19 protein-coding genes are annotated in these 22,796 nt (G+C 65.8%); 10 read left to right on the top strand and 9 right to left on the bottom strand.

The features are described 5' to 3' along the window. Positions 1–219: 219 nt before the first annotated feature. On the top strand, positions 220–1,452 hold the full coding sequence (locus ACNTAO_RS10255; protein WP_435161911.1) for an aminotransferase-like domain-containing protein: 1,233 nt from the start codon (positions 220–222) through the stop codon (positions 1,450–1,452). Positions 1,453–1,539: 87 nt separating this feature from the next. On the opposite strand, the gene ACNTAO_RS10260 is transcribed toward ACNTAO_RS10255, so the two are convergent. After that, the gene (locus ACNTAO_RS10260) at positions 1,540–3,171 is read right to left on the bottom strand and encodes a GTPBP1 family GTP-binding protein (protein ID WP_435161912.1); all 1,632 of its coding nucleotides are present in this window, start codon (positions 3,169–3,171) and stop codon (positions 1,540–1,542) included. Between the two features lie 134 nt (positions 3,172–3,305). After that, positions 3,306–4,364, bottom strand: coding sequence for a transcription initiation factor IIB (locus ACNTAO_RS10265; RefSeq protein ID WP_435161913.1), 1,059 nt, complete (start codon positions 4,362–4,364; stop codon positions 3,306–3,308). 174 nt (positions 4,365–4,538) lie between these two features. Between ACNTAO_RS10265 and ACNTAO_RS10270 the strand changes: the two genes are divergently transcribed. Continuing rightward, on the top strand, positions 4,539–5,060 hold the full coding sequence (locus tag ACNTAO_RS10270) for a DUF7858 family protein (RefSeq protein WP_435161914.1): 522 nt from the start codon (positions 4,539–4,541) through the stop codon (positions 5,058–5,060). 8 nt (positions 5,061–5,068) lie between these two features. On the opposite strand, the gene ACNTAO_RS10275 is transcribed toward ACNTAO_RS10270, so the two are convergent. The 3 genes from ACNTAO_RS10275 to ACNTAO_RS10285 all read right to left on the bottom strand — a co-directional run bounded on the left by ACNTAO_RS10275 (position 5,069) and on the right by ACNTAO_RS10285 (position 7,238). Then, positions 5,069–5,848, bottom strand: a complete 780-nt coding sequence (locus tag ACNTAO_RS10275; RefSeq protein WP_435161915.1) for an AAA family ATPase — start codon at positions 5,846–5,848, stop codon at positions 5,069–5,071. Positions 5,849–5,852: 4 nt separating this feature from the next. Further along, positions 5,853–6,284, bottom strand: a complete 432-nt coding sequence (locus ACNTAO_RS10280) for an HIT family protein (protein WP_435161916.1) — start codon at positions 6,282–6,284, stop codon at positions 5,853–5,855. Positions 6,285–6,398: 114 nt separating this feature from the next. Then, positions 6,399–7,238, bottom strand: coding sequence for a hypothetical protein (locus tag ACNTAO_RS10285; protein ID WP_435161917.1), 840 nt, complete (start codon positions 7,236–7,238; stop codon positions 6,399–6,401). A gap of 372 nt (positions 7,239–7,610) precedes the next feature. On the opposite strand from ACNTAO_RS10285, the gene ACNTAO_RS10290 reads away from it, so the two are divergent. The 5 genes from ACNTAO_RS10290 to ACNTAO_RS10310 all read left to right on the top strand — a co-directional run bounded on the left by ACNTAO_RS10290 (position 7,611) and on the right by ACNTAO_RS10310 (position 15,810). Beyond that, on the top strand, positions 7,611–9,758 hold the full coding sequence (locus ACNTAO_RS10290) for a DUF5305 family protein (protein ID WP_435161918.1): 2,148 nt from the start codon (positions 7,611–7,613) through the stop codon (positions 9,756–9,758). A 79-nt stretch (positions 9,759–9,837) separates the two neighbouring features. Next, complete coding sequence (locus ACNTAO_RS10295) at positions 9,838–10,929, top strand: S26 family signal peptidase (protein WP_435161919.1); 1,092 nt, start codon at positions 9,838–9,840, stop codon at positions 10,927–10,929. Positions 10,930–11,112: 183 nt separating this feature from the next. After that, positions 11,113–12,048 (top strand): hypothetical protein, encoded by a 936-nt coding sequence (locus ACNTAO_RS10300; RefSeq protein WP_435161920.1) that lies wholly within the window; start codon positions 11,113–11,115, stop codon positions 12,046–12,048. Positions 12,049–12,535: 487 nt separating this feature from the next. Continuing rightward, positions 12,536–13,396 (top strand): hypothetical protein, encoded by an 861-nt coding sequence (locus ACNTAO_RS10305; protein ID WP_435161921.1) that lies wholly within the window; start codon positions 12,536–12,538, stop codon positions 13,394–13,396. A 329-nt stretch (positions 13,397–13,725) separates the two neighbouring features. Beyond that, entirely contained in the window at positions 13,726–15,810 is a 2,085-nt protein-coding gene (locus ACNTAO_RS10310; protein WP_435161922.1) for a helix-turn-helix domain-containing protein, read from the top strand. 272 nt (positions 15,811–16,082) lie between these two features. On the opposite strand, the gene rnz is transcribed toward ACNTAO_RS10310, so the two are convergent. Then, the gene (gene rnz, locus ACNTAO_RS10315; protein WP_435161923.1) at positions 16,083–17,015 is read right to left on the bottom strand and encodes a ribonuclease Z; all 933 of its coding nucleotides are present in this window, start codon (positions 17,013–17,015) and stop codon (positions 16,083–16,085) included. 184 nt (positions 17,016–17,199) lie between these two features. Here rnz and ACNTAO_RS10320 point away from each other — a divergent pair, with 184 nt between their 5' ends. The 3 genes from ACNTAO_RS10320 (at position 17,200) to ACNTAO_RS10330 (ending at position 20,429) form a co-directional block, all read left to right on the top strand. Then, on the top strand, positions 17,200–17,469 hold the full coding sequence (locus tag ACNTAO_RS10320) for a DUF7538 family protein (protein ID WP_435161924.1): 270 nt from the start codon (positions 17,200–17,202) through the stop codon (positions 17,467–17,469). A 176-nt stretch (positions 17,470–17,645) separates the two neighbouring features. Next, entirely contained in the window at positions 17,646–19,595 is a 1,950-nt protein-coding gene (locus ACNTAO_RS10325) for an ABC transporter ATP-binding protein (RefSeq protein WP_435161925.1), read from the top strand. An 81-nt stretch (positions 19,596–19,676) separates the two neighbouring features. Further along, positions 19,677–20,429: a creatininase family protein gene (locus ACNTAO_RS10330; RefSeq protein ID WP_435161926.1), complete on the top strand. Its 753-nt coding sequence runs from the start codon at positions 19,677–19,679 to the stop codon at positions 20,427–20,429. Positions 20,430–20,433: 4 nt separating this feature from the next. Here the strand turns inward: ACNTAO_RS10330 and ACNTAO_RS10335 are convergent, their stop codons facing one another. From ACNTAO_RS10335 to mdh, 3 genes are all read right to left on the bottom strand, one after another. Next, the gene (locus tag ACNTAO_RS10335) at positions 20,434–20,718 is read right to left on the bottom strand and encodes a DUF7967 family protein (protein WP_435161927.1); all 285 of its coding nucleotides are present in this window, start codon (positions 20,716–20,718) and stop codon (positions 20,434–20,436) included. 549 nt (positions 20,719–21,267) lie between these two features. Beyond that, a complete protein-coding gene (locus tag ACNTAO_RS10340) occupies positions 21,268–21,666 on the bottom strand; it encodes a DUF5790 family protein (RefSeq protein ID WP_435161928.1) in 399 nt (132 codons plus the stop codon). 64 nt (positions 21,667–21,730) lie between these two features. Next, on the bottom strand, positions 21,731–22,645 hold the full coding sequence (mdh, locus tag ACNTAO_RS10345) for a malate dehydrogenase (RefSeq protein ID WP_435161929.1): 915 nt from the start codon (positions 22,643–22,645) through the stop codon (positions 21,731–21,733). Between the last annotated feature and the right edge of the window lie 151 nt (positions 22,646–22,796).

A 22,796-nucleotide genomic window follows, 5' to 3' on the forward strand; every position in this document is an offset into this window, starting at 1 on the left:
GTGACTCGACAAGACACGAGTGACGGCGCGGTGAGCCGGGTCGGGAGTCGACGTATCGGATCGGCCCCCGCCGTCACGCGACGGCGGAGTCCGGATTTGATCAGCATTCGTCACGAACGCCCGGCAGATCGGCGCTGAACGACGGTATTATTCGGCAAACGCCGCCGAGAGCGCCAGTAGATTTATGTCCGTGTTGCCGTTTTCACCAACAAACACCGAATGACCGACACAGACTCCGACGGTCTCACACACCTGTACAGCGAGACCGTTCGCGCGACGATGGACGGGGGAACGTACGGCGCGTGGCGGTCGATAGCGGGCGCCGACGCCGTACCGTTGAGCTTCGGCTTTCCGTACCCCGACTCGTTCCCGAACGACGCCCTCGTCAAGTCGGCCGAGGCGCTCGTCGCGGCCGAAGGCGACTGCGCGCTCCAGTACGGCGGCGGCGAGTACGCGGACGCGCTGCCCGAGTTGATCGCGTCGCGAGCACGCGACCGTGGCATCGCGTGCACGGCCGACGAAATACACCTGACGAACGGGGCGACGAACGCGATCGACACCGTCTGTCAGACGTTCCTCGACCCCGGGGACGCGGTGTTCGTCGAGGGACCGACGTTCATGGGTGCACTGCGGTTGTTCCGCAACTACGACGTCGAGATCGCCGCGTTCGACGTCGACGAGGACGGGCTCGACGTCGAGGCGGTCGCCGCGGCGCTCGAGGCGCGTGCCGCGGCCGGCGAGACGCTCCCGACGCTTCTGTACACCATCCCCACGTTCCACAACCCGACCGGGGTGACGCTCACCGCGGACCGACGGGCCCGGCTGCTCGAACTCGCCGAGACGTACGACTTCGTGATCCTCGAAGACGACCCGTACGGTCAGCTGCGGTTCGACGGCACGGAACCCGCACCGATCAAGGCACTCGACGAGAGCGGGCGCGTGATCCGAGTCAACACGTTCTCGAAGACGATCGCGCCCGGCGTCCGGACGGGGTGGACGATCGCAGACGAGGCGATCACGGCGCAGTTCGACCGGATCAACGCCGGCGGCGAGCCCAGCTTCACCCGTGGACTGATCACGAAGTACGCCGAAGACGGTCGCCTCGACCGCGCGATCGAGGCGCTGTGTGCCGGCTACGAGCCTCGCCGCGACCAGCTCCTCGAGAGCCTCGAAGCGAGGATGCCGCCGGGAACGACGTGGAGTGAGCCCGACGGGGGGTTCTTCGTCTGGGTCGGGTTCCCCGACGGCGTCGACGCGGAGACGATGCTCGACGACGCCATCGACCGCGGCGTGACCTACCTGCCGGGGACCTTCTTTTACCCCGACGACCGCGGAGCGGGACACGCCCGCGTCTCGTTCAGCCACACGACCCCAGAAGCGATCGACGAGGGGATCGCCGCGCTCGCCGGTGCCGTCGAGGCGGCGATGCCGACGGCCGAGGCCGACGACTGACCGGGCTCAAACGACGCGGTTCTGGAACTGTTCGGGCGCTCCGGCGACGGTTCGGCCCACGATCCGGTCTCGTCTCGACGGGTCCGCTCACTCGGTCGGCCCGACGGCCCGGACCGTCCCGACGCCCTTGCTCGAGCCCTCCCGGAAGACGAACCGCTGGCCCGCCTCGACGAGGTACGGCCGGAACTTGAATCGGACGCGAGTACGGCCGGTGTCACCCGGGAGGAGCCGCCCCTCCGCCGGGGTGAAGACGGCCGCCTCCGAGAGGGTCTCTAAGTGGACCACCGGCTCGTACCCGGGCTGGATCCGCGTCGGGTGGTTGAGCACCATCACCTCGGCGTCGAACGACCGGACCGGCGTCGGGTCGGCGTCCCGGGGGACGAGCGCCATGCCGCGTTCGACGTCTTCCTCGTCGACGCCCTTCAGCGCGATACCGACGATCCGGCCGGCCGTCGCCCGGTCGACCCGGTGGTAGTGCATCTCGATGGACCGGACCTCGACCTCGCGGAAGGAGCCGTCGGCCATCGGCCCCAACAGGAGTTCGTCGCCCGCCTCGACGACGCCCGAGTTCACCGTCCCGGAAGCGACCGCGCCGACGCCGGTCACCTTGTAGCTCCGGTCGACGTACATCCGGAACGCCTCCCGCTCGGGCGTCGCGCGCTTGGGGAGCGTCTCGAAGAGCCGGTCGAGCGTGTCAAGGCCGGTCCGTTCGACCGCGCTGGTTCGGAGCACGGGTACCACGCCGTCACCCACCTCTGCGACGGCGGTGTCGACGCCGTATCGATCCACCGGGAGCGGGGTCTCGCCGACGTCTCGCAGCGTCGACTCCACCTCGCGTTCGACGGCCGCGAGCCGCTCGTCGGTGACGACGTCCGTCTTGGTTATCGCGACGATGGTCGGGAGTTCGGTCGCGAGGAGGATACCGAGATGCTCGCGCGTCGTCGCGGTCGGGCCGTCGTCGGCCGCCACGACGAGCAGCCCGTAGTCGAGCTTCTGGCCGACGAGCCCACGGATGGTCGTACGGAGCCACGGCTCGTGGCCGACGGTGTCGACGAACGACACCAGTCGGTCGGCCTCCTCGACGATCCGGGCCCGGTCGGACTTGCGATGTGGGTTGTCCATACGGACCGGGTCGCCCGCGTCCTCGGCGAAGCCGTACACCGCGTACGAGAGGTCGGCAGAGAGCCCGCGTTCGACCTCGTGTGGCTGGACGTCGAGGAAGCCGCGGGTCCCGCCCTGGCCGTCGTCGGCCTGGCCGGTGACGAGGCTGCCGACGAGCGTCGATTTGCCGTGGTCGACGTGCCCGGCCGTACCGATCACGAGGTGGTCGTCGTCCGTCGCGAACATCGCGCCCTCTCTGACGGTCGCGAGTCCCACGAGTCCGGCCGCGTCGCCCTCGCCGTCCGCTCCGGCGCTCCACGTCTCCACGTCGGCGATGTGGGCGTCGGCCTCCTCGGCGAGCAACGAGAGGACGTCCATCGTCTCGGAGAACGCCTCGGGGGCGATGCCGGCGAGCCCACCGTCGTCGGTGACGCCCACCACGTACGTTGCTTCGCCGTCACCAGAGAGAACGCGGTGTCGGAGTTGGGCGACGAGCGACTCCATCCGACCGTCTGCGAGGTGGATCTCGCGGGTGAGCCGCTCTTTGAACTCGATCGCACCGCCGTCGCGCTCGCCGCGCTCCAGGGCCCGCCGTAAGGCGGACCGGTCAGCGCTCATAAAATTCGGTACGTGATAGCACGGCTTAACGGTTTTCGTCCGTGGGGTCCAGAGCGGTCCCGAGCGGACCAGAGCCGGCTCGAGCGGTCCGTTCGGCTCGTGAGTCGTCCGGGGATGTGCCAGAGGTCCTGCGCTCAGGGGCCGTCCCCACGCGTCAGGTCGAGGTAGGTCCGTCGGACCGTCACCGGTGTGACGTCGGCGGCCGCAGCCACGGCCGCCTGGGTACAGTCGTCCCCGCGTTGTCTGGCAGCCGTGTACACACAGGCAGCCGCGACGCCGACCGGGTTTCGACCGTTCGCGATGCCCTCGGAGACGGCCCGGTCGGCGAGGTCGCGGGCACGGGCCTCGGTTTCGGCCGAACAGCCGAGGTCGCTCGCGAGCCGCGGCAGGTACTCGGCCGGGGCGGTCGGCCCGATCGGGAGCCCGAGTTCGCGGTTCATCGCGTCGAAGGCGGCGCGGTGTTCCGCCTCCGTGGCCTTCGCGACCGCACACACCTCGGTGACCGTTCGCGGGACGTCGACGGTTCGGCAGGCGACGTACACACACGCGGCCGCGAACCCCTCGATGGACCGACCACGGAGCAGCCGGGCGTCCTGTGCGGAGTCGAACAGCGAACAGGCGGTCTCCCGGAGACCCGTCGGCAGCTCTAACGCGCCGACGAGTCGACGGATCTCGGTGTACGCGTACACCCGATTTCGGTCGCGCTTGGTGGCGATCTGCGCGCGGTTGTGTTGGGTCCGCATACGGGCCAGTCGGCGGCGCTTGCGACCGGCGACGTGGGTCGACCGGCCGATCTCCGTCGAGAGGCCGCGGTCGTGACGCGAGCGTGTTCGCGGCGCGCCCGTTCGTTTCGGGTCCGTCTCGTCGTCGTCGAACGACCGCCACTCCGGGCCGTGGTCGATCCGATCGGCCTCGACGACGAGCCCGCACTCGGCACACACGCGTTCCCCGCTCGTCGTCTCGATGCGGCCGTCGCACTCGGGACAGGCGTCCGTGTGGCGGTGCGCGAGCGCCGACGGCGGGGAGACGAGAGACCGGGTCGTCCGCGAACGACTCGGGTTCGTCGCCGGCGTCCGGTCGTCGCGCGGCCGATCACCGTGCGGTCGGTCTGTGGGGACCCCATCGTTCGGTAGCCGGTCGTCGGTCGAGTCGGTGGCGGCCGCGCCGGAGCGGATCGAGGGTGCCTCGCTCATCACACCTGAACGTCGGGCCCGATCGGTTACTTAAATCCAGGTCGATCCACCGGATCCCCGGCGATCGGCCGACCGATTACCGACCGGTTACCGGTCGGTGATCTCGGCGAGCGTCGGGGCACCGATCGCGTCTCAGGCGGTGGATTTATCAGTCGATCCGCGGCAGTGGTGCACATGACGCTGTCGGAGATCGCCGACGGGCTCACGATCACCCTCGACCAGCGCGACCGAGGGGTCGCCGTCGCCGACGACACCGACGTGCCGCTCGTCGAGCGACTCCGCGAGCACGCCGACGCCCTCCCGTGTACGCCAGCGGCGACCGCGACGCTGGTGGACGCCTACACTGCCGGCCGGAGCGTGGGCGACGCCGCGGCAGCCGCCGGCGTGACGCCGATGACTGCCGCGAAGACGCTGCACCGCTGTGGCGTCAACGGCGTGTGCCCGCTCGCACCCACCCGTCGCGCGGTGGTTCGCGAGTGGCTCGACGGGGCCATCGCGCGCAGCGAGGCGCTCGCGCTCACGGGTGGCGACGAAGCAGACTTCGCACTCACGGCGTACGTCGAGACCCACGACCCGCTGCCGGCCGTCGCCGACGCCGTCGCCGCGAACCTAGCCGGCTCCTCGCCGCTCGGGTGCGGACTCGGCGCGGCCGACCCGCTCGGCGACGCGGTCGGTGCACCCGATGGGCTCCGATAGCACGGTCGCTACCCCGTGAGTCGGTCGAACACGCCCGGCCGGTCGAACTCGAGATCGAGCGAGGTGTCGAACAGCGTCTCGTACGCGTCGACGACCGCACCCGTGTACGCGTCGGTCGCCGTTGCCGTGGTCGGTGCCGCCGCGACGGGTGAGTTCGTCACGCCGATCGACGCGTCGAGGGCCCCGTCCGTCGGCTCGTCCGCGTCGGTGGCGGTCGTATCCGTGCGCGCCACCGCGACCGTCGCGTCGACGCTGCCGCCGACGTCGGCGACTCGACCGTAGAGCCGAGCGAGTGCGTCGCGGCCGTGTGGCGTGGCCGGCCGAACCGCGGCGACGCGGTCGACCGTCGTGACGACGGCGACGGCCTGATTCGAGGCGACGGGCGGCGTGTCGACGACCACCGCGTCGTACGCGGCCGCCGCCTCGTCGATGCGGCGTTCAAGTGCACGCGCGGCTTCGGCGGTCTTCGCGCGAGCGACGCGCTCGAACGGGGCCCGAGCGGGAACCATGTCGGCACGACCGTCGAGTGCGCCACGCGCGTCGTCGTCGACCGCGATCGGATACGTCGCCGCCGACAGCGACGCGTCGGGGTCGTCGGTGAGGAGCGTCGTGAGGTCGGTGCCGATCCGACCGGAGACGTACTCCGAGAGTCCCTGAGTCGCGTAGGCGGCGTCGAGGACGACGACGTCGTGACCGGCACGGGCGCCGACAGCCGCGAGTTCGACGGCCGTCCGGGTGGTTCCCGCGCCGCCGGTCGCGCCGACGAGCGCGAGGGTGTGTGGCGTCATCGGCTCACGCCGAGGTCGCGTCGGCGATCGAGTCGGCGAGCGCGTCGAGATCGTCCGAATCGAGGTCGGGACGGTCGCCCGCGACCGCGTGGATCGGCGCGCCGCCGTCGTCGTCAAATCGTGGGATCACGTGTGCGTGCACGTGTGGCACCTCCTGGCCGGCCGCCTCGCCGTCGTTGATCCCGACGGTCGCGGCGTCGGCATCGACCGCGTCCTGGACGCGCGGGGTGAGGTCGGCGACCGCCTCGAAGACGGCGGCCGCGAGGTCGGTCTCGAGGTCCTCGATGCGGGCCGCGTGCGACTTCGGGATCACGAGGGTGTGCCCGGGCGCGAGCGGGTTCGCGTCGAGGAACGCGAGGACCGCGTCGGTCTCGTACACGGTGCGTGCCGGTACGTCTCCTGCGACGATCGAACAAAAGATGCAGTCGTCGGTCATGTCAGAGGGGTCGACGGCGCGGGGTATCAAGGTTTGGCGTGTGGGTGCGACGACTTCACCTGGCTGTGACGGATGCAGAGACGTGGGTGAGCAGACGCGATCGAAGCGGCGGAGTCACCGCGTGCCAACGTTAATGTTCGAGAGGAGCTGTAGTTCGCCCCCGGCGGTCCCGACCTCATCGGCGATCTGTGTTCGGATGTTCGTTTCCTGTTCGCCTGTAAAATCCAGGTTGACGCGGATATCGATGAGAAACGTTTCACCGGAACCGATCGTGAGTGTGTTGCCGGGTGTCGACTGAGTCGGAGAGAGCTGCGTCTCATTGGTATTATCTTGCGGATCGACGTCGACGAACTGGTACAGCTGGGCGACATCGGCCTCCGTCACTCCGTTCGCGTCGACGTCCGGCCCGTACTCATACGAGATGGCGTAATTCTTTGAGGCTGAGCCAGTGTTCTTGATCGCAATTGCAGTCGGGGCCTCAAATGTTTCGTCTGTCGATGGAAGGTCGACGTTCATCGCGACCTCGAGTTCGTCGTTCGTCTTCGCGTTTGCGGCGATCAGACGACCGACGCCGCCGCCGGTGCCGAATCCGACCTGCTCCGCCGGCGTTTCCGAGAGGATGTACGAAAAGTCGACTTGTCGGCCGAGTCCCTCGACCGGAATCTCGTTATTTCCAGGTTCGAACGTGGGATTGTTTGCGATATCGGTGTTGTCCGGACTCGGGAATGCCCCGCTCAATTTTGTAGAAGTGCTGTTTAGGTCGTTGAAGCCATTGCCGCGTGAATCGTACGTCGGATTCGCCGTCGCCGCCTTCACTTCGGTTCCGCTGTCGACGGAGACGCGAAAGTCGGCCGTCGGTGAGACGGTGTTCGAGAGCGTCGCGCCGGTGAGTGCCGCCGCGGCACTCCCGACCGCCACCGTCCCGAGTCCGAGTAAGAGCCGTCGCCGTTTCATTGTGGAAACATCAAGGGTGCACGCGCATACGTTCGGGAGCGTCATATGTTCACGTCGTCTCGCCGCAGGGCGAGAGCTCACGCCGGGGCAGGACACGGCCGCGATGTCGTGTATCTCTCGTCGCTCTCGGCGAACTCGTGACGAGGCGCCTCCGTTCGCGTTCTAGCCGCATCTACTCGGCACGAGCCGAGGTGCGTTGACGGTCGGGCACGGCGGCGAGCACGTGACAGTGGCCAATCACGTGGACATATGTACGGTCGGTGGTTTTGCCGCCGGGGCATACACTGATACGGTAGTGACGGTACTCGCACGCTCGTCTCGGTGTGAACGCCACCACGGAGTCGATGTCTCACCGCGCCGGCCCCGGTGTGGATGACTCCTCGATTTCGACTCCAACTAGCGACGAAAGGTCGCGGTATCGCCGCCCTCGCTGTGCTCGTTGGCGTGGTGTTGCTTCTCGCCGGGGGGTACGTGTACGCCGCGCCACCCACCGAGGAGCCGACCGAAGAGCGGGTCGACACCCAGCGGTTCACCGCGACGGTCGGCGACCGGGTCACCGTCGAGCGCGAGACGCCGCTGTACCAGCCCGGGGCAGTGCTCGAGAATCACCCAGCGTACTTCACGAACACGGCAGACAACATCACGCTGACCGGAGCCGTCTCCGTCCCTGCCAACCGATCCGTGTCGGTCACGTATCGGCTCACGCTTCGGGCGTTCGCCGACCGGGCCGACGAGACCGTGTGGACGAACGAGACGCTGCTCGCAGCCGGTGAGGCCACCGTGACGGACGGCGAGATCGGCTTCGAGGAGACGGTCGACGTCGTCGCATTGAGCGACTACCTCTTTCGCGTCGAGGAGATCACCCAGACCGTCGCCGGGATTCGAACGCAGGTCGTCCTTGAGGCGACATACAGTACGGTCTCGACGACCGGGGAGCCGTACGAGGGCACACTCGACGTCACCCGTGAACTCCGCATCGTCGACAACGCGTACTGGGTGGAGGGAGAGGCCTCGGCGACAAACACCGAGTCGGTCACGGTACAGGGCGACCCCGTGACCGGAGAGCGAGACACGGAGTCGGCGCTGTTCCTGTTCGGCGGCGGAGTGTTCTTGCTCCTGCTCGCGCGGGGGGTCGACTCGTACCGGCGCACGCTACCACCGACGACGGCGTTGGCCCGGGCCGTCGAGCGGGCGACATACGCCGAGTGGATATCCGCGGGTGAGCACGTGTTCGCCCCACGAGCGGCGTACGTCGAGATGGATTCGCTCGGGGACCTGGCGAACCTCGCGATCGACGCCAACCGGCGGATCATCTACGACGAGACGGACCGAGTGTACGTCGTCACGCTCGGCGACCAGCGCTACTACTGGCTCGAACCGGAGCGAGCGACGCGCGACGAGGGACGCCCGGCCGCCGACGAGGACGAAGCGCCAGCCGGCGACCGACCGAGCCGTCTCGCTGGCGGCCGGCTCGTGCCGGCAGCCTGGGTCGACAGCGTCGACGACCACGTCGAGCGATATCGGAAGGACGTCCGAACGCGATGGGGACGCGTGCGCGAGCGGGCTCATCACCTAGTTGCACGCGGGCAAGCGGCCACGCTGGGGCGTCCCGAGACGACGGAGTCTCCGGCCGAGGGGCCCATACCGACCTTGGTCGAGTGGGTTCGGCTGCGGTTGCCGTCGTCCGACGAGCTGAGCGGCCGTGTGTCGCGTCGGGGGCGCGAGTGGGACGGACACCGCGAAGCGCGCGTCGCGTCGGTCGGCCGCGCGGGGGTGGCGCGAGCGAGCGACGGGCTCGACCGGGCTCGGCGGATCGTAGTTGACCGGGCTCGGCGGCTCATAGTCGACCGGGCCCGACGGCTCGTGGCCGGTCCCATCGACGACGAGGTGACCACACCAGACGAACGAGCCGACGACGTGAGCGAGACCGAGCCGGCACGCGAGAGTGAGGAGTCCGCGGGCGTGGATGGTGGGTCCGCCGCCGGCGAGGAACCCACTCGCGCCGGTGGCGAGTCGGTCGGGGAGCGAGTGTGGGAGTCTCCGGAGCAGCGCGAGCAGGCGGACGGCGAGCGCGCAGCATCGCAGACGCCCGCCCCGACGCGGGAGCGGTCAACGCCGACACCACCGGCCTCGGAGCCGGAGTTGCCGGGTGCCGACGCCTCGTCGGCGAGTGGTGCAGTCACAGATGGACGTGGGGGGTCCCGACGGCCGTCACCCAGGGCGCAGCCGCCGACGGCGATACGCGGCATCGGTGAGCGGTACAGCGCCAAGTTGGCCGACGCCGGCGTCACGACCGTCGGACAGCTGGCATCGGCGGACGCGACGGTGCTGTGTGAACAAACGGGGGTGTCGGCATCTCGGATCGCGCGGTGGATCGACGCCGCCCGGGCGCACTGTGGCGACGCCGATCTCGGCGACACACAGAGCCGTGCGGCGAGCGACGACGCAGTCGGTCGTGCGGCGAGCGACGATGCGCCGGGCCGTGGAACAGGTGAGGACGCCGCGGGGTCGACGTCGTGAGCCCGGCGGGTGCCCGACAGCGGCGGGCGGGAACGAGCGGGCTCGGTGGCCGGTCCGGTCGGTTCCAGGGAGGTGACGGATGACGCGTCGGAATCCGATCTGGTCGGTGCTCGGTACCGGGGTCGTCGGGCTCGTCGTGCTCGTCGTGCTGGGCGAGCTCACGGGTCACCCGCTGTTTCTCGGGTACGTCGAGACGGGGAGCATGGACCCGGTCATCGCGCCCGGAGACGGGTTCATCGCCCTCTCGCCGATGGTGACGGCTCCGGCCGGGGTCGGCGACCTCGTGGTGTTCGAATCCGAGACGAACGAGGTGACGCTCACCGTTCACCGGATCGTCGACGAGACGCCGGAGGGCTACATCACGAAGGGCGACAACAGCACCTTCACCGACCAAGCGTCCGGGGAGCCGCCCGTCGCCACGCCGCAGATCGTCGGGAAGCCGCTCGCGGTCGGCGGCGAGGTGGTCACGATCCCGGGCTACGGCGGGTTCGTGACGGGGGTCCAAGGCGGACTCCAGCGCGGGATCGAGCGGCTCGGCCTCGGTCGATACCCGGGCGCACAGATCGCCCTGTTTCTGTTGATCGTCGGGCTCGGGTTCATCGCGCTCGCCATCGGGTACGACGTCGTCGTTGAGGAGGGGCGACAGACGACGAGACAGTCGACCCGCTCGGAGGTACGCGGCTGGGTGATCCTGGTGGTCGTTCTCGTCATCGTGGCGCTCCCCGTCGTGACGTTCATGACGGTGCCCTCGGGGACGACACAGGTCACGATCTTGAGCAGCGACAGCGATGGTCGGCCGGGGGCCATCGAGCCGGGCACCGACCGGACGGTCCCGATCGGGGTGACGAACACACTGTACGTGCCGAAGGTGGTGATTCTCGAGGCACCCGGGTCGGGTGCCACGCTCTCTGAGACCGTGCTCGTCGTTCCACACAACGCCTCGGCGTCGACGAACTACACGGTCACCGCGCCGGCTGAGCCGGGACGCTACGCGCGGTTCCGGACCGAAGCACACTACCCGTACGTCATGCCGGTTGGACTGTTGGAACGACTGCACGGGATCTCGCCGGCAGTGGCGATCGCGGGAGTCACCGGAGTGGTGTTGACGCCGATTATCGTGGCGTTTTACCTGTTCGTCGGGTTTCAGGCGATTCCGTTGCGAGACCTCTGAGAAGCGATAGGGCTCACTAACAGCAACTCACTAAGTCAGTTAGCGAGGCAGAAAGGCGCAGTGTAAAAGTACCATTCGTATGAGAGATTCGAAGAGCGTGTCTGCAGTGTGAAAAACACGGAGCGTGTGTACTGGACATATGAAGCGGGTGAGTACAGGTAGTGGACCATCCTACGGGTACCTGTGAGACGAAGAAACCTGCTCATGGGCATGGGCGCGATGGGAATCGGCAGTGGAGCAGCGGCGCTGACAGGCGCGACACTCTCTAACAGAGTGGCGCCGAGTGCAGACTTCCGGGTGAACACCGAACAGGCGAGCCCTGACCTCGTGGTCAAAGGAGGTAGTGTATTTGGCTCGGGCACACGTGTAATAAATGGATTTGGGGGAACTAACTTTGGTCCTAACCCAAATATCAACTATATTGACAATGGTGAGATATCAGCGTTGGATGATGAAGCCGAATTCGCAGCAGTGCACAACGACGAAATAAACGAGAATCTTGAGTTTGGAATCCGAGTACCGTTTGACAAAATCCCTACTAACAACAGTGCTACCTCTACAAGTGCGGTAGAGCTAGGTCCCAGTAAACTCCGGACATACATATTTGGCCCGACGAATCAATCATCTGATGATGGCCTTCTCAAGATCGAAAATAATGGGGATGCGGCGAAGGACGTGGCAATTCAGTTTACAGAGAGTGTTGACGCAGATGGGTCACCAGGTTCGGGCGACGTAGGGTATGCGACAGGCGGTACTGACCCTTTAGTAGTGGAAACTGGAGACGATGGTCAAGACCTGGCATTCGATGAAGTTGCGTTCACCTTCAGATTTGAGGCAATCGACGATTCCGGTAGTAGTGGAATAATATCACCATCCGGACATCAAACCGACCAAGGAACAAACACCAATCAAAAACCAAGTAATGCGGTGCGCATTGAAGGAAATAGTTCCGTAAATATACAACTTAAGTTTACGATGAGTGAACCCCGGGGCAATGAGATCGCTGACTACGTCAACAATAGCCTAGAAGAGAGCTTCGTTCGATTGATGGACAAAATATTCATCGTTGAAACGAACAGCCCAGGTGATGTCACTGTAGACGGAGTGTTTAATTCATAGTCGACGGTTCAATCGTAAGTGCGGTACATCAACTAGAGGCGTAACCGGCTGAGGCATTTAACGATATAATTTGTAGTACGTGGCGGGTGCGGAGAATAAATAACTGAGTAGAGTAATCACTGTGATGCTTGACCAGCAAAGTCAGCTCTCAGACTACCGGCATAGATGATCAAACGGTAAACAGATCATATGTGGGCGTCATTAATCGACAATCGCCAATGGTGTGTCAAAACCATTAGTTGACCACACACCGATTCAGTGACTTTTCGCTCACTACTGGTTCAACCGCTTCGACAGACATGAGCGAACACTAACATCTACCCTGTGACAGGTGGTATTCGGGGTTCGTGATGAAGTTGTCATGTATCACCTTTCGCGTGTGCACGACAAGTTGCCGTCATGTAGATGCTACGAGTGGGCATATGAAGCGTGTATGCTGAACCCACTGCCAGGCATACCGTAGAGTACAATGAGAAGACGCAATCTCATGATCGGGCTGGGTGCATTAGGAGTTGGGAGCGGAGCTACGGCGCTCACTGGAGCGACGATTCAGAATTCGATCGCACCAACGGCTGACTTTCGTATTGGCGTACCAGATGACACACCGGCCGATGCGTTGCTAATCGAGCGTGGCCAAGGATTCGACACGGAGCCATCCGGTGCAAGTGGAGCCTACACGGCATCCGCGCCGGATGATACCTTTTACGATAAGACTGAATCAGCAGTCGCCGCGGATGACAACACGAACGGCGACTTGAAGCTCGGATTAGTTATTCCGTTTGATCAAATTCCAGATAGTGGGGAGAACACGCTTACGCTTGATTTTCCACAATTTCTTAAAATAACAAATAATAGCGGTAGTGAGCAGAAGATTATCATCCAGTATGCTGAAGAAATTAATGTTAGCGGAACTGGTTTCGGAACGGTTCCAAATAATCTCGCTGATGAAAAAATTGGATACGCAAATACGAGTTCAAAAGCGGGGACTGGTAAGCCATTTGTCAGCGATGAATATGGTGGCTTAACAAGTGATGGCATAGATTTCGATGCTGCTGCTGACGTGGTTAGTTTTGAAATAGAAAATACCAATGATAATGATAAAAAACGAATATCTCCTGCGAGCGGAGCAGCAGGTCAGGCTTCGTCATTTTCTGCTAGGACAGGAGGTGGCGTAGCATTTGACGTCGATTTGAAAATTGAGATTGATAACAGTGTTGGCGAAAAGATTCACTCATTTGTGGAGGGGATAGAGGCGGGGTCGTTTAAAATACTGAATAAAATTTTCGTGGGAACGACCGATGGGACAGAGGTATCGTCAGTTGGAGTACCCCCAGAGCCAATCAGCTAGGCTGCCGCTTTTTTTCTGTGTTGGTTTTAGAGATACTGTGATTTGTTATTATCAGAGCGAGTCGTCGATGTTCATGCCATAATAACTAACTTGGTGAATACAATATAACATATAAACATTATTTTTGATCAGTGGCTTGCAGACCCATAAGCAGAGCTTGTAGAAGTTAACGGGGCGCACAGCGTATATGTTCGGCTAGTTTGTACACATGTAGGTGAGACGGTTGATAACTGCTCCCGAAGTACGCGTTTTCATGACCGTGTATCCGCACTTCGACGAACAGCGGCAGTCGTCTGTAGGCCGCTTCACCGCCAGCACCGCCACCACACATGTCACTTCGTGATGATTTACGCGCCGGGTTCGACGCCTTCATCGGCTCCGACGGGAGCCACTCGCTCTCGAACAGTACGGTCCTCGTCGTCGACCCGACGCCAGACGTCCAGACGATAGCCGGCGACGACGCGGACCGCGTGACGCTGCTGTGTGAGCCGACCGCAGAGGCCGGGATGGCGCACGTCGACGCCGGACGCGTCGACTGTGTCGTGAGCGAGTGCGACTCGATCGGCGTCGAGGCGATCGACTTTCTCGCGCTCGTGCGAGACGTCACCCCGGAGCTTCCGGTCGTCTTCTACACGGAGCGAGACTCGGCGCTCACCCGGGCGAAACTGCTCGATGCGGGTGCGACCGAGTACTACGTCAAGACGACCGACCCCGACTCGCGGGCGGAGATCGGCGCCAGCATCCGCGGCTGCGCACTGGCGTATCACCATCAGTACTCGACGAAACCGCGGCTCACGGACTACGAGCGGTTCGGCGAACTCACAGGGAACACGTTCGCCGCACACGACCTCCGGACCGGCCGAAACGTCCAGCTCGGCAACCTCCGCGAGCTCGGCTACGACACCGACGGGGAGTCGTGGGAGATCGAGGAGATATTTCAGCTACTCCACCCGAGCGATGTCGAGCGGGTGGGCACAAAACACGCCGCCGTGCTCGGGTTACAGCCGGACGTCTTCGACGAGCTCACCGACGAGTTCGGACAGTTCTCCGAAGAGATCCGGCTGCGACGTGCCGACGGCAGCTACGCGCCGTTCATCATGCGGGGCGTGGTGTTGCTCGAGGACGGGATCCCCTCGCTAATGTTAAACACCGTCGTGAGCATCACTGACGGGGTCAAACGACAGTGGCGTGAGTCCTCCGCCGAGCTGTTGTTCTCGACCGGGTCGGTCCGGACGGCCGCGACCCGTGCCTGCCGAACGCTCTGTGAGAGCAACGACTGTGCGGGCGCCTGGGTAGTGAGCACGATGACTCCAGACGTCACGTCCGACCTCGAGGTGCTCGCGGTAGAGGGGGCGTGCCCGCTCGCACCCGACGAAGGCGACTCGCTCGTCCGAGACCCCGCCACGGACCACCTCGTCGAGACGATCACGGCACCGGCTGGGGCGCGAGTCGCAGCGGCCGCAGCCGACGACCACGAGGAGAGAAGCCACGAGTCTACAGACCACGAGACGCGCGATCAGCTGCTACACACAGAGACGGTCTCGACGGAGACCGGCACGGTGCACCTCACGTCTGTGACGATCACGCACGCGGCGGTCACCTACGGGACGGTCACCGTCGCACAGGAGACGCCACCGACGGACCTATTTCTCGAGGGGCTGCGCTCGATAGCCGCGTCGCTCGCGTACCGCTACGGCATCGAGACACAGGAGAACGCGCTCACCAGCGACGTGGTCACGAGAGTGTCGCTCTCGCTCACGGGCGACCACGCGCTCGCCGCGCTGTCGTCGGCGCCCGAGCTCGATGGAGCGACCCTAGACGTGACGCCGATCGACGAGGGGTCGGCGTCGAGCTCGCGGTACCTCGTCGCCGCGAGCGATCCGTCGGTCACACGAGCCGACCTCGAACGGCGGGCGAAGGCGCTCGACGCGGTCGTCGACGTCGAGCCCGTCGAGAGCAAGGGACCGGTCTCGATGGTGACGGTAGCCGTGGCGTCACCGACCCTGGTCCGCGACGTCAGACGACACGCCGGAATGGTGCAGTCGGTGGAGGCTGTGGGAGGGACCGTGACGCTCGTCGTCGACCTCCCCAGGCACACGCCGGTGGGCACGTTCGTCGAACAAATTCGAGACGCACACCCCGGGGTACGACTCGCGGCGAAAGAACAGGTGGACACCGACGACCGGCTCCCGTTAGCAGTAGACTCGCTCACCGAGAAGCAACACCGTGCGCTCGAAGTCGCGACGCGGGCGGGCTTTTTCGATCGACCACAGGTGGCGACCGCCGACGAGGTCGGCGACCTGCTCGGCGTCTCGCGCACGACCGCGCTACGACACATCCGAATCGCCGAACGAAAACTGCTGTCGGTGGTGTTCGGTGGCACAGAGCGAGAGCCGACTACCGCCGTACAATAAGCGACCCGAGCGTGCTGCCGACGCCTCGATCGACGCTGACGGCCGGGCATGTCCGCGGCGAGTGGTAACAGATTGCCTGTGGCAGTGGCGGGGGGTGACTGGGCGATACCGCCGGCCGACCGCTCGATCTACTCTCGGCTGCCTGGATCCGGTCACACACGCGCGGGCCGCCGGCCGGACGCCGGTGGCCCGAGGTGATTCCCCCGACGTAGGGTGCGTGCGATACCGTATTGAATGCTGTACCAGCATATGCACAGCGTGCGACCCAGCGCTCACGCGGTCGCATCCGGAAACGGCACGCGTATCTCGGTGCCGTCGTCCGGGAGGAGACACGCGCCGTCAAACGCCTCCTGTGCGTCCTGCCGGATCGCCGACGCGTCGCCGGCGTACCGCGAGGAGATGTGAACCAACGCCAGCCGAGCGACGTCGGCCCGGCGCGCGATCGTCCCAGCCTCCCGACCCGTCGAGTGAGCGGTCTCGCGGGCGCGACCGGCCATGTCGTCGGCGAACGTCGCGTCGTGGACCAACAGATCGGCCCCCTCGGCGACCGCGACCGTCTCGTCTACCGGCCGGGTGTCTGCGGTGTACACGAGCGTTCGGCCGGGTCGCGGCGGGCCGACGACCTGCTCGGGTTCGACCACGGTGCCGTCCTCGAGTTCGACCGTCTCGCCCGCGTGGAGCCGGCCGAACGCCGGACCGACCGGGACGCCGAGCTCCTCGGCGCGAGGGCGGTCGAACCGGCCCTTCCGGTCGTCCTCGGCGAGGACGTACCCTTGCGAGCGCGTGCGGTGGGCCGTCTCGAAGGCGGACACCGTGTACGCGTCGGCCTCGTAGGCGACCGCGCCCGGCGCGACCTCCTCGATCCGCACGGGAAACCGCGGCTGGTGGCCCGCCGCGTGGACCAGCGCGTCGAGGTCCTCGCTCGTGCCCGGCGGACAGTGGATCGTGAGCGGCTCGGTGCGGTCGGTGAACCCGAGCGTCTGGACGAGCCCCGGGATGCCGAGGACGTGGTCGCCGTGGAGATGCGAGACGAAGATCCGGTCGACGCCGAAGCCGGTGCCGAACCGCATCATCCCGCGCTGGGTGCCCTCGCCGCAGTCGAACAGCAGGTGGTCGCCCTCGCGGTTGACGAAGAGGGCGCTCGGGGCGCGCTCGGTGGTCGGAACGGCCCCGCCCGTCCCGAGGAACGTGACGCGAAGAGACATATCCGCCCTGTGGCCGGCGCCGGTTTACCCCTTTCGAGCCGGCCGTGTGAGTCGACTCACCGGTGGATGCCGACCCACCGGTGTGTGCCGACCCAACCGATGCTCTCGCCCGTACCCACTCGCCGCATGGCGTCTCGACGCGACCGGTCGAAGCCGACATGTGTTCGCCGTCCCGACGGGAGCCATGCGCGATTCGATCGCCGGACTGGTGAAACAGGAGGGCTGGCGCGGCGAGGGGGTAGCGGCCCGCGTCCACTACGATGGCGGCGGGGACCGGTTCGCCATCGAGTTCTACGCGGGGGCCGAGGTCGTCGTCTACTGGACGGTTCCAGACGAGTCCGAATCCGCCACGCCGGTTCCCCGCGAGGCGATTCCAAATCCCCTCCGGCGGCGGATCCGCGAGGACCTCGCGACCGCTGGCGTCGACCCCGACGTAGAACGCCAACCGGTGTGAGCGGCTGCGGACAGCTGTGACACGAATCGACCAGTCGACACGCGGCCAGTCGGCTCACGGACAGTCGGCTCACGGCCGACCGATACCCCGCGTCGTCGGGCGGCGATGGTCGTCACCGACGCGCCACGTCGACCACCGAAGCCAACCTATTTCCCCGCCAGACCGGTACGAATCGTATGAGCGGTTCCGCGCCCCCGGACGAGGACGACCCGTTCGAGGCGCAACGTGAAGCCGTCGAGAACCCGATGAAGCGGCTGTTTCTCGCGTACGGTCGGCCCTACCTCCCACAGGTGAGTGTCGGGGTCGTCGCCAGCATCGCGGCCAGACTCCTCGACCTCCTCCCGCCGTTGATGCTCGGCATCGCCATCGACGCGATCTTCTACGAGGACGCTCGGTTCGGCGACCAAGTCCCCCTCGTCGTCGTCCCCGACGCGTGGCTTCCGGTCGGTCGTACCGAGCAGTTCTGGTTCACCGTCGCCGTCATCGGCGGGGCGTTCGTGCTCGGTGCGGGCTTCCACTGGGTGCGCAACTGGGGGTTCAACGCGTTCGCCCAGCACGTCCAACACGACGTCCGGACTGACACGTACGACCAGATGCAGCGGCTGAACATGGGCTTTTTCGCCGACAAACAGACCGGCGAGATGATGTCGATCCTCTCGAACGACGTGAACCGGCTGGAGCGGTTTTTGAACGACGGGATGAACTCGTTGTTCCGGCTCTCCGTGATGGTCGTCGGCATCGGCGGACTGCTGGTCTGGATCAACCCACAACTCGCGCTCGTGGCGTTGTTTCCGGTCCCCATCATCGCCGGCTTCACCTACCTCTTTATCAAGATTATCCAGCCGAAGTACGCCGCGGTGCGGTCGTCCGTCGGCCAGCTCAACTCGCGACTCGAGAACAACCTTGGGGGGATCCAGGTCATCAAGTCGTCGAACACGGAGCCGTACGAGTCCGACCGCGTCGACGACGTCTCGATGGAGTACTTCGACGCGAACTGGGACGCCATCCGCACCCGGATCACGTTCTTTCCGGCGCTCCGCGTGCTCGCCGGAATCGGGTTCGGTCTCACCTTCGTCGTCGGCGGACTGTGGGTGTTCCGCGGAACCGCCCCGGGCCCGTTCACCGGTGACCTCTCGGTCGGGATGTTCGTTGTGTTCATCCTCTACACCCAGCGGTTCATCTGGCCGATGGCCCAGTTCGGCCAGATAATCAACATGTACCAGCGAGCGCGAGCCTCCTCGGCACGGGTCTTCGGGCTGATGGACGAGCCAGGGCGACTCGACCAAGACCCGGACGCCGCGGACCTCGCCGTCGAGTCTGGCCGCGTCGTCTACGACGACGTCTCGTTCGGCTACGACGAGGAGCCGATCCTCACCGACGTCGACTTCACCGTCGAGGGCGGCGAGACGCTCGCGCTCGTCGGGCCGACCGGCGCCGGCAAGTCGACCGTCCTCAAGCTGCTGCTTCGCATGTACGACGTCGACGAGGGAGCAATCTGCATCGACGGCCAAGACGTCGCCGACGTCTCACTCCGGTCGTTGCGCGCCGCGATCGGGTACGTGGGACAGTCGTCGTACCTGTTTTACGGCACCGTTCGCGAGAACATCGCGTACGGGACGTTCGAGGCGACCGACGCGGAGATCCGCGAGGCGGCCGAGGTAGCCGAGGCACACGCGTTCATCCAGAACCTGCCGGACGGCTACGACACGATGGTCGGCGAGCGGGGCGTGAAGCTCTCCGGCGGGCAGCGGCAACGAATCACCATCGCGCGAGCGGTGCTTAAAGACCCCGACGTGCTCGTCCTCGACGAGGCCACCTCCGACGTCGACACCGAGACGGAGATGCTCATCCAGCGGTCGATAGACCGACTCACCACGGACCGGACCACGTTCGCGATCGCCCACCGGCTCTCGACGGTGAAAGACGCCGACACGATCCTCGTCTTGGAGGGCGGCGAGGTCGTCGAACGGGGCACCCACGAGGAGCTGCTGGCGATCGACGGGCTCTACGCGCACCTGTGGGGCGTCCAGGCGGGTGAGATAGAAGAGCTGCCCCAGACGTTTATCGAACGTGCCCAAGAACGAACGGCACAGCTGCTCGAAGACGCCGAGAGCGACGACGACTGAGCGAAGCCGAATGAGCGGCGATGCGACTGTGAGCCGAGCGCGACCGCCGACTATACCACACCGCGGCGCCGACGAGTGGCTATGAACCTCGCCGAGTCGACCTGGACCGAGGTCCGGGACGCCGACGTCGACGTGGCGTTCCTGCCGGTCGGGAGCACCGAACAGCACGGACCGCACGCTCCGCTCGCAACCGACGCCCTGACCGCGACCGCGGTCGCTGAGGCGGCCGCGTCGAGGTACGAGACCAGCGCAGGCGAGGACGAGGCGACCGCTCGCGGGGAGGCGCTCGTGACGCCGACGGTCCCGGTCGGGGTCTCCGAGGAGCACCGGGCGTTCGACGGGACGATGTGGGTCTCGCCGGACGCGTTTCGGGCGTACGTCCGCGAGGCGGCCGCGTCACTCGGCGCGAGCGGCATCGACCGTATCGTCTTCGTAAACGGGCACGGGGGCAACGTCGAGGCGCTCGCGACGGTCGCCCGCCGGTTCTCACGCGAGTCGGCCCACGACGGCTATGGCGTCGCGTTCACCTGGTTCGAAGCGGTCGGCGAGCACACGGGCGACATGGGTCACGCCGGCCCGCTCGAAACCGCGTTGTTGCGGGCGACACACCCCGAACTCGTCCGGGAGGACGCGATCGAGTCGGCACGCGAGGGTGCCGCCGATCGGTGGGGCGAGTGGGTCGTGGGCGTGAACCTCGCACACGACGCGGACGCGTTCACCGACAACGGCGTCGTCGGCGACCCGACCGCGGGCGACGCGGCTCGCGGCCAGGAGTTGTTGGCGCTCGCGAGCGAGGCGCTCTGTACGCTTGCGGTCGCCGTCGTCGATCGGTAGCGGCTCAGATCACGTCGTCGGGCTCGTGTGCGCGTTGCATGCGTCGTGCCTCCGTTGCGTACTGATCCTCAACTTGTGGGTCGGCAACGCGACCGAGTTCTCCAGAAGTGGCCTCGACGGCCGCAGTGGTATCTCTGACGTCCGAAAACGAGGTGAGCGCACGCTCTTTGCGGAGGTATCGCTCGCCGTCTGGGGTCGCGTACGTCAAGATCACGATGTTCTGTTCGTCGTCGGAGTAGGTTCGCTCGACGAGCCAGACGCGCGTCGTTTCGCGTGACGTGTCTGCCATGTGGCGCCGTCCGCTCACCAGCGGCTAAGTCGTTGTGGACGAGTCCGGCGAGCGCACAATCCACACCAGCACTCTGCGGTGGCGCGCGCCTCGCGGGCCGCGAAGCGTGCCCGCGAGCGCGTGCGAGGGATGAGCGAGTCGCCGAAGGCGACGAGCGAATCGGCTGGGGAGGGTGTGGCCAACAGGTGCCCGGGTATCGCGGAGTCGTGTTCGTCACGGAATTGCTACCACACACGTACGAGAGCGAATCGGCTGGGGAGGGTGTGGCGAAGGAGTGCCCGGGTATCGCGGAGTCGTGTTCGTCACACAACCACGTTCACACACGTACGGAATCGGCCCGGGAGGGCGGGGCGAAGGAGTGCCCGGGTGTCGCGGAGTCGTGTTGGCTACCCACCTACCGCACGCGTCTGGAATCAGCTGAGGAGGGTGTGACCAACTGGTGTCCAGATGTCGCGGAGTCGTCTTGCGCACATACTCACCGCCATACACATATTGGGGACAATGTGGCGGTAATTGGTGCCCTGTGACCAGCACGACCACACATGGCACCTACTCGTCGTCGACCGCGTCCTGGAGCGCACCACGGATCGCGGGCACCGTGCCGGTGAGCGAGGCGGCCTCCTCGGCGGCCGTCTCTATGTCGCCGACGAGCGACTCGATCGCCGCGATCTCGGCTTCGAGGTCGTCCGCGTCGTCGAAGGCGTCGGCACGCTCACCGAGAACGTACGCCTTCTTCGCCGAGCGAACGTGCTCGACGGCGTCGCCGGCGTCGAGCGCCGATTTGAGGCCGTTGAGCGCCCCGAGCACGTTGTCGGCGTCGGTCGTCCACACGTCGTCCGGGTCCGGCAGCTCCTCGCGGGCCGCAGCGAGGTGGTCGTGTACCTCCGCGCGGGTCTCTGCTGCAGCCTCGCCGAACAGGTCGTCGTCGTCGAACGTCGACTGGCTCATATCGGTGTGCTCGCACCGGCGGGGCTTATACCCCTGCCCGAAAGCGAAAGTGAACGCAGCGTACTCAGGCGATCTCGTCGTACTGCTCGGAGAGCTTCTCGGCCGCCGCATCGAGCAGCTCGGTCTCGTAGTCGTCGAGCTCCCACTCGACGACTTCCTCGATGCCGTTCGAGCCGAGTTTCGCCGGGACGCCGAGCGCCGTGTCCTCGTAGCCGTATTCGCCGTCGAGGACCACAGAGCACGGGAGCACCTCCCCGGTGTCCTCGAGGATCGCCTCGACGGTGTGGGCGACGCCGGTCGCAGGCCCCCACTGGGTCGCGCCCTTGCGGCTTATCACGTCCATCGCCGACTCCTGGAGGTCGGCGAGGATCGCCTCCTTCTCGTCGTCGTCGAACGACGGGTCGCGGCCGTCGACCCGCACCTTCGAGAACACCGGCGCCTGTGCGTCGCCGTGCTCGCCGAGGATCGTGGCCTCGACGTTCTTCACCGGTGCGTCGAACCGCTCGGCGAGGACGTAGCGGAATCGTGCGGAGTCGAGTCGACCGCCGAAGCCGACGACCTGGTGGCGGTCGCGGTCGCCCGCCTCGTAGAGGTGCCGGTTGAGCAAGTCGACCGGATTGGAGGTGGTGACGGTGACGAAGTCGTCGTTGTACTCGGCCAGCTGCGCGCCGATGTCGGCCATGATCGGGGCGTTGTCGCCGGCGAGGTCGATGCGGGTCTGTCCCTCCTGGCGGGGGATGCCCGCCGTGATCACGACGACGTCGGAGCCGGCGGTGTCCGCGTACTCGCCCTGGCTGACGGTCGTGTTCGCGTCGTACGCGACGCCGTGGTTCGTATCGGCCGCCTGGCCGATCGTCGTCTCCCGCTGGTCGGGGATGTCGACGAAGACGAGTTCGTCGACCACGTCACGCAGTGCGAGGTTGTAGCCGGCGGCGGCTCCGACGGTCCCTGCCGCGCCGATCACGCTGACCTTTGTCATCTCAGCTTATACGGCGACCGGCCGGTGAGTAAACGTTTCGGAAGCCGAGAGCGACGGACCGACGCGCACAGCAGCGGTCGTCACGAGACGACCACCGCGAGACGACGACCACCGCGAGACGACGACCACCACGAAACGACTAACTCCCGGC

The sequence above is a fragment of the Halorubrum zhoui genome, assembly GCF_051194155.1.
Classification (GTDB): Archaea; Halobacteriota; Halobacteria; order Halobacteriales; family Haloferacaceae; genus Halorubrum.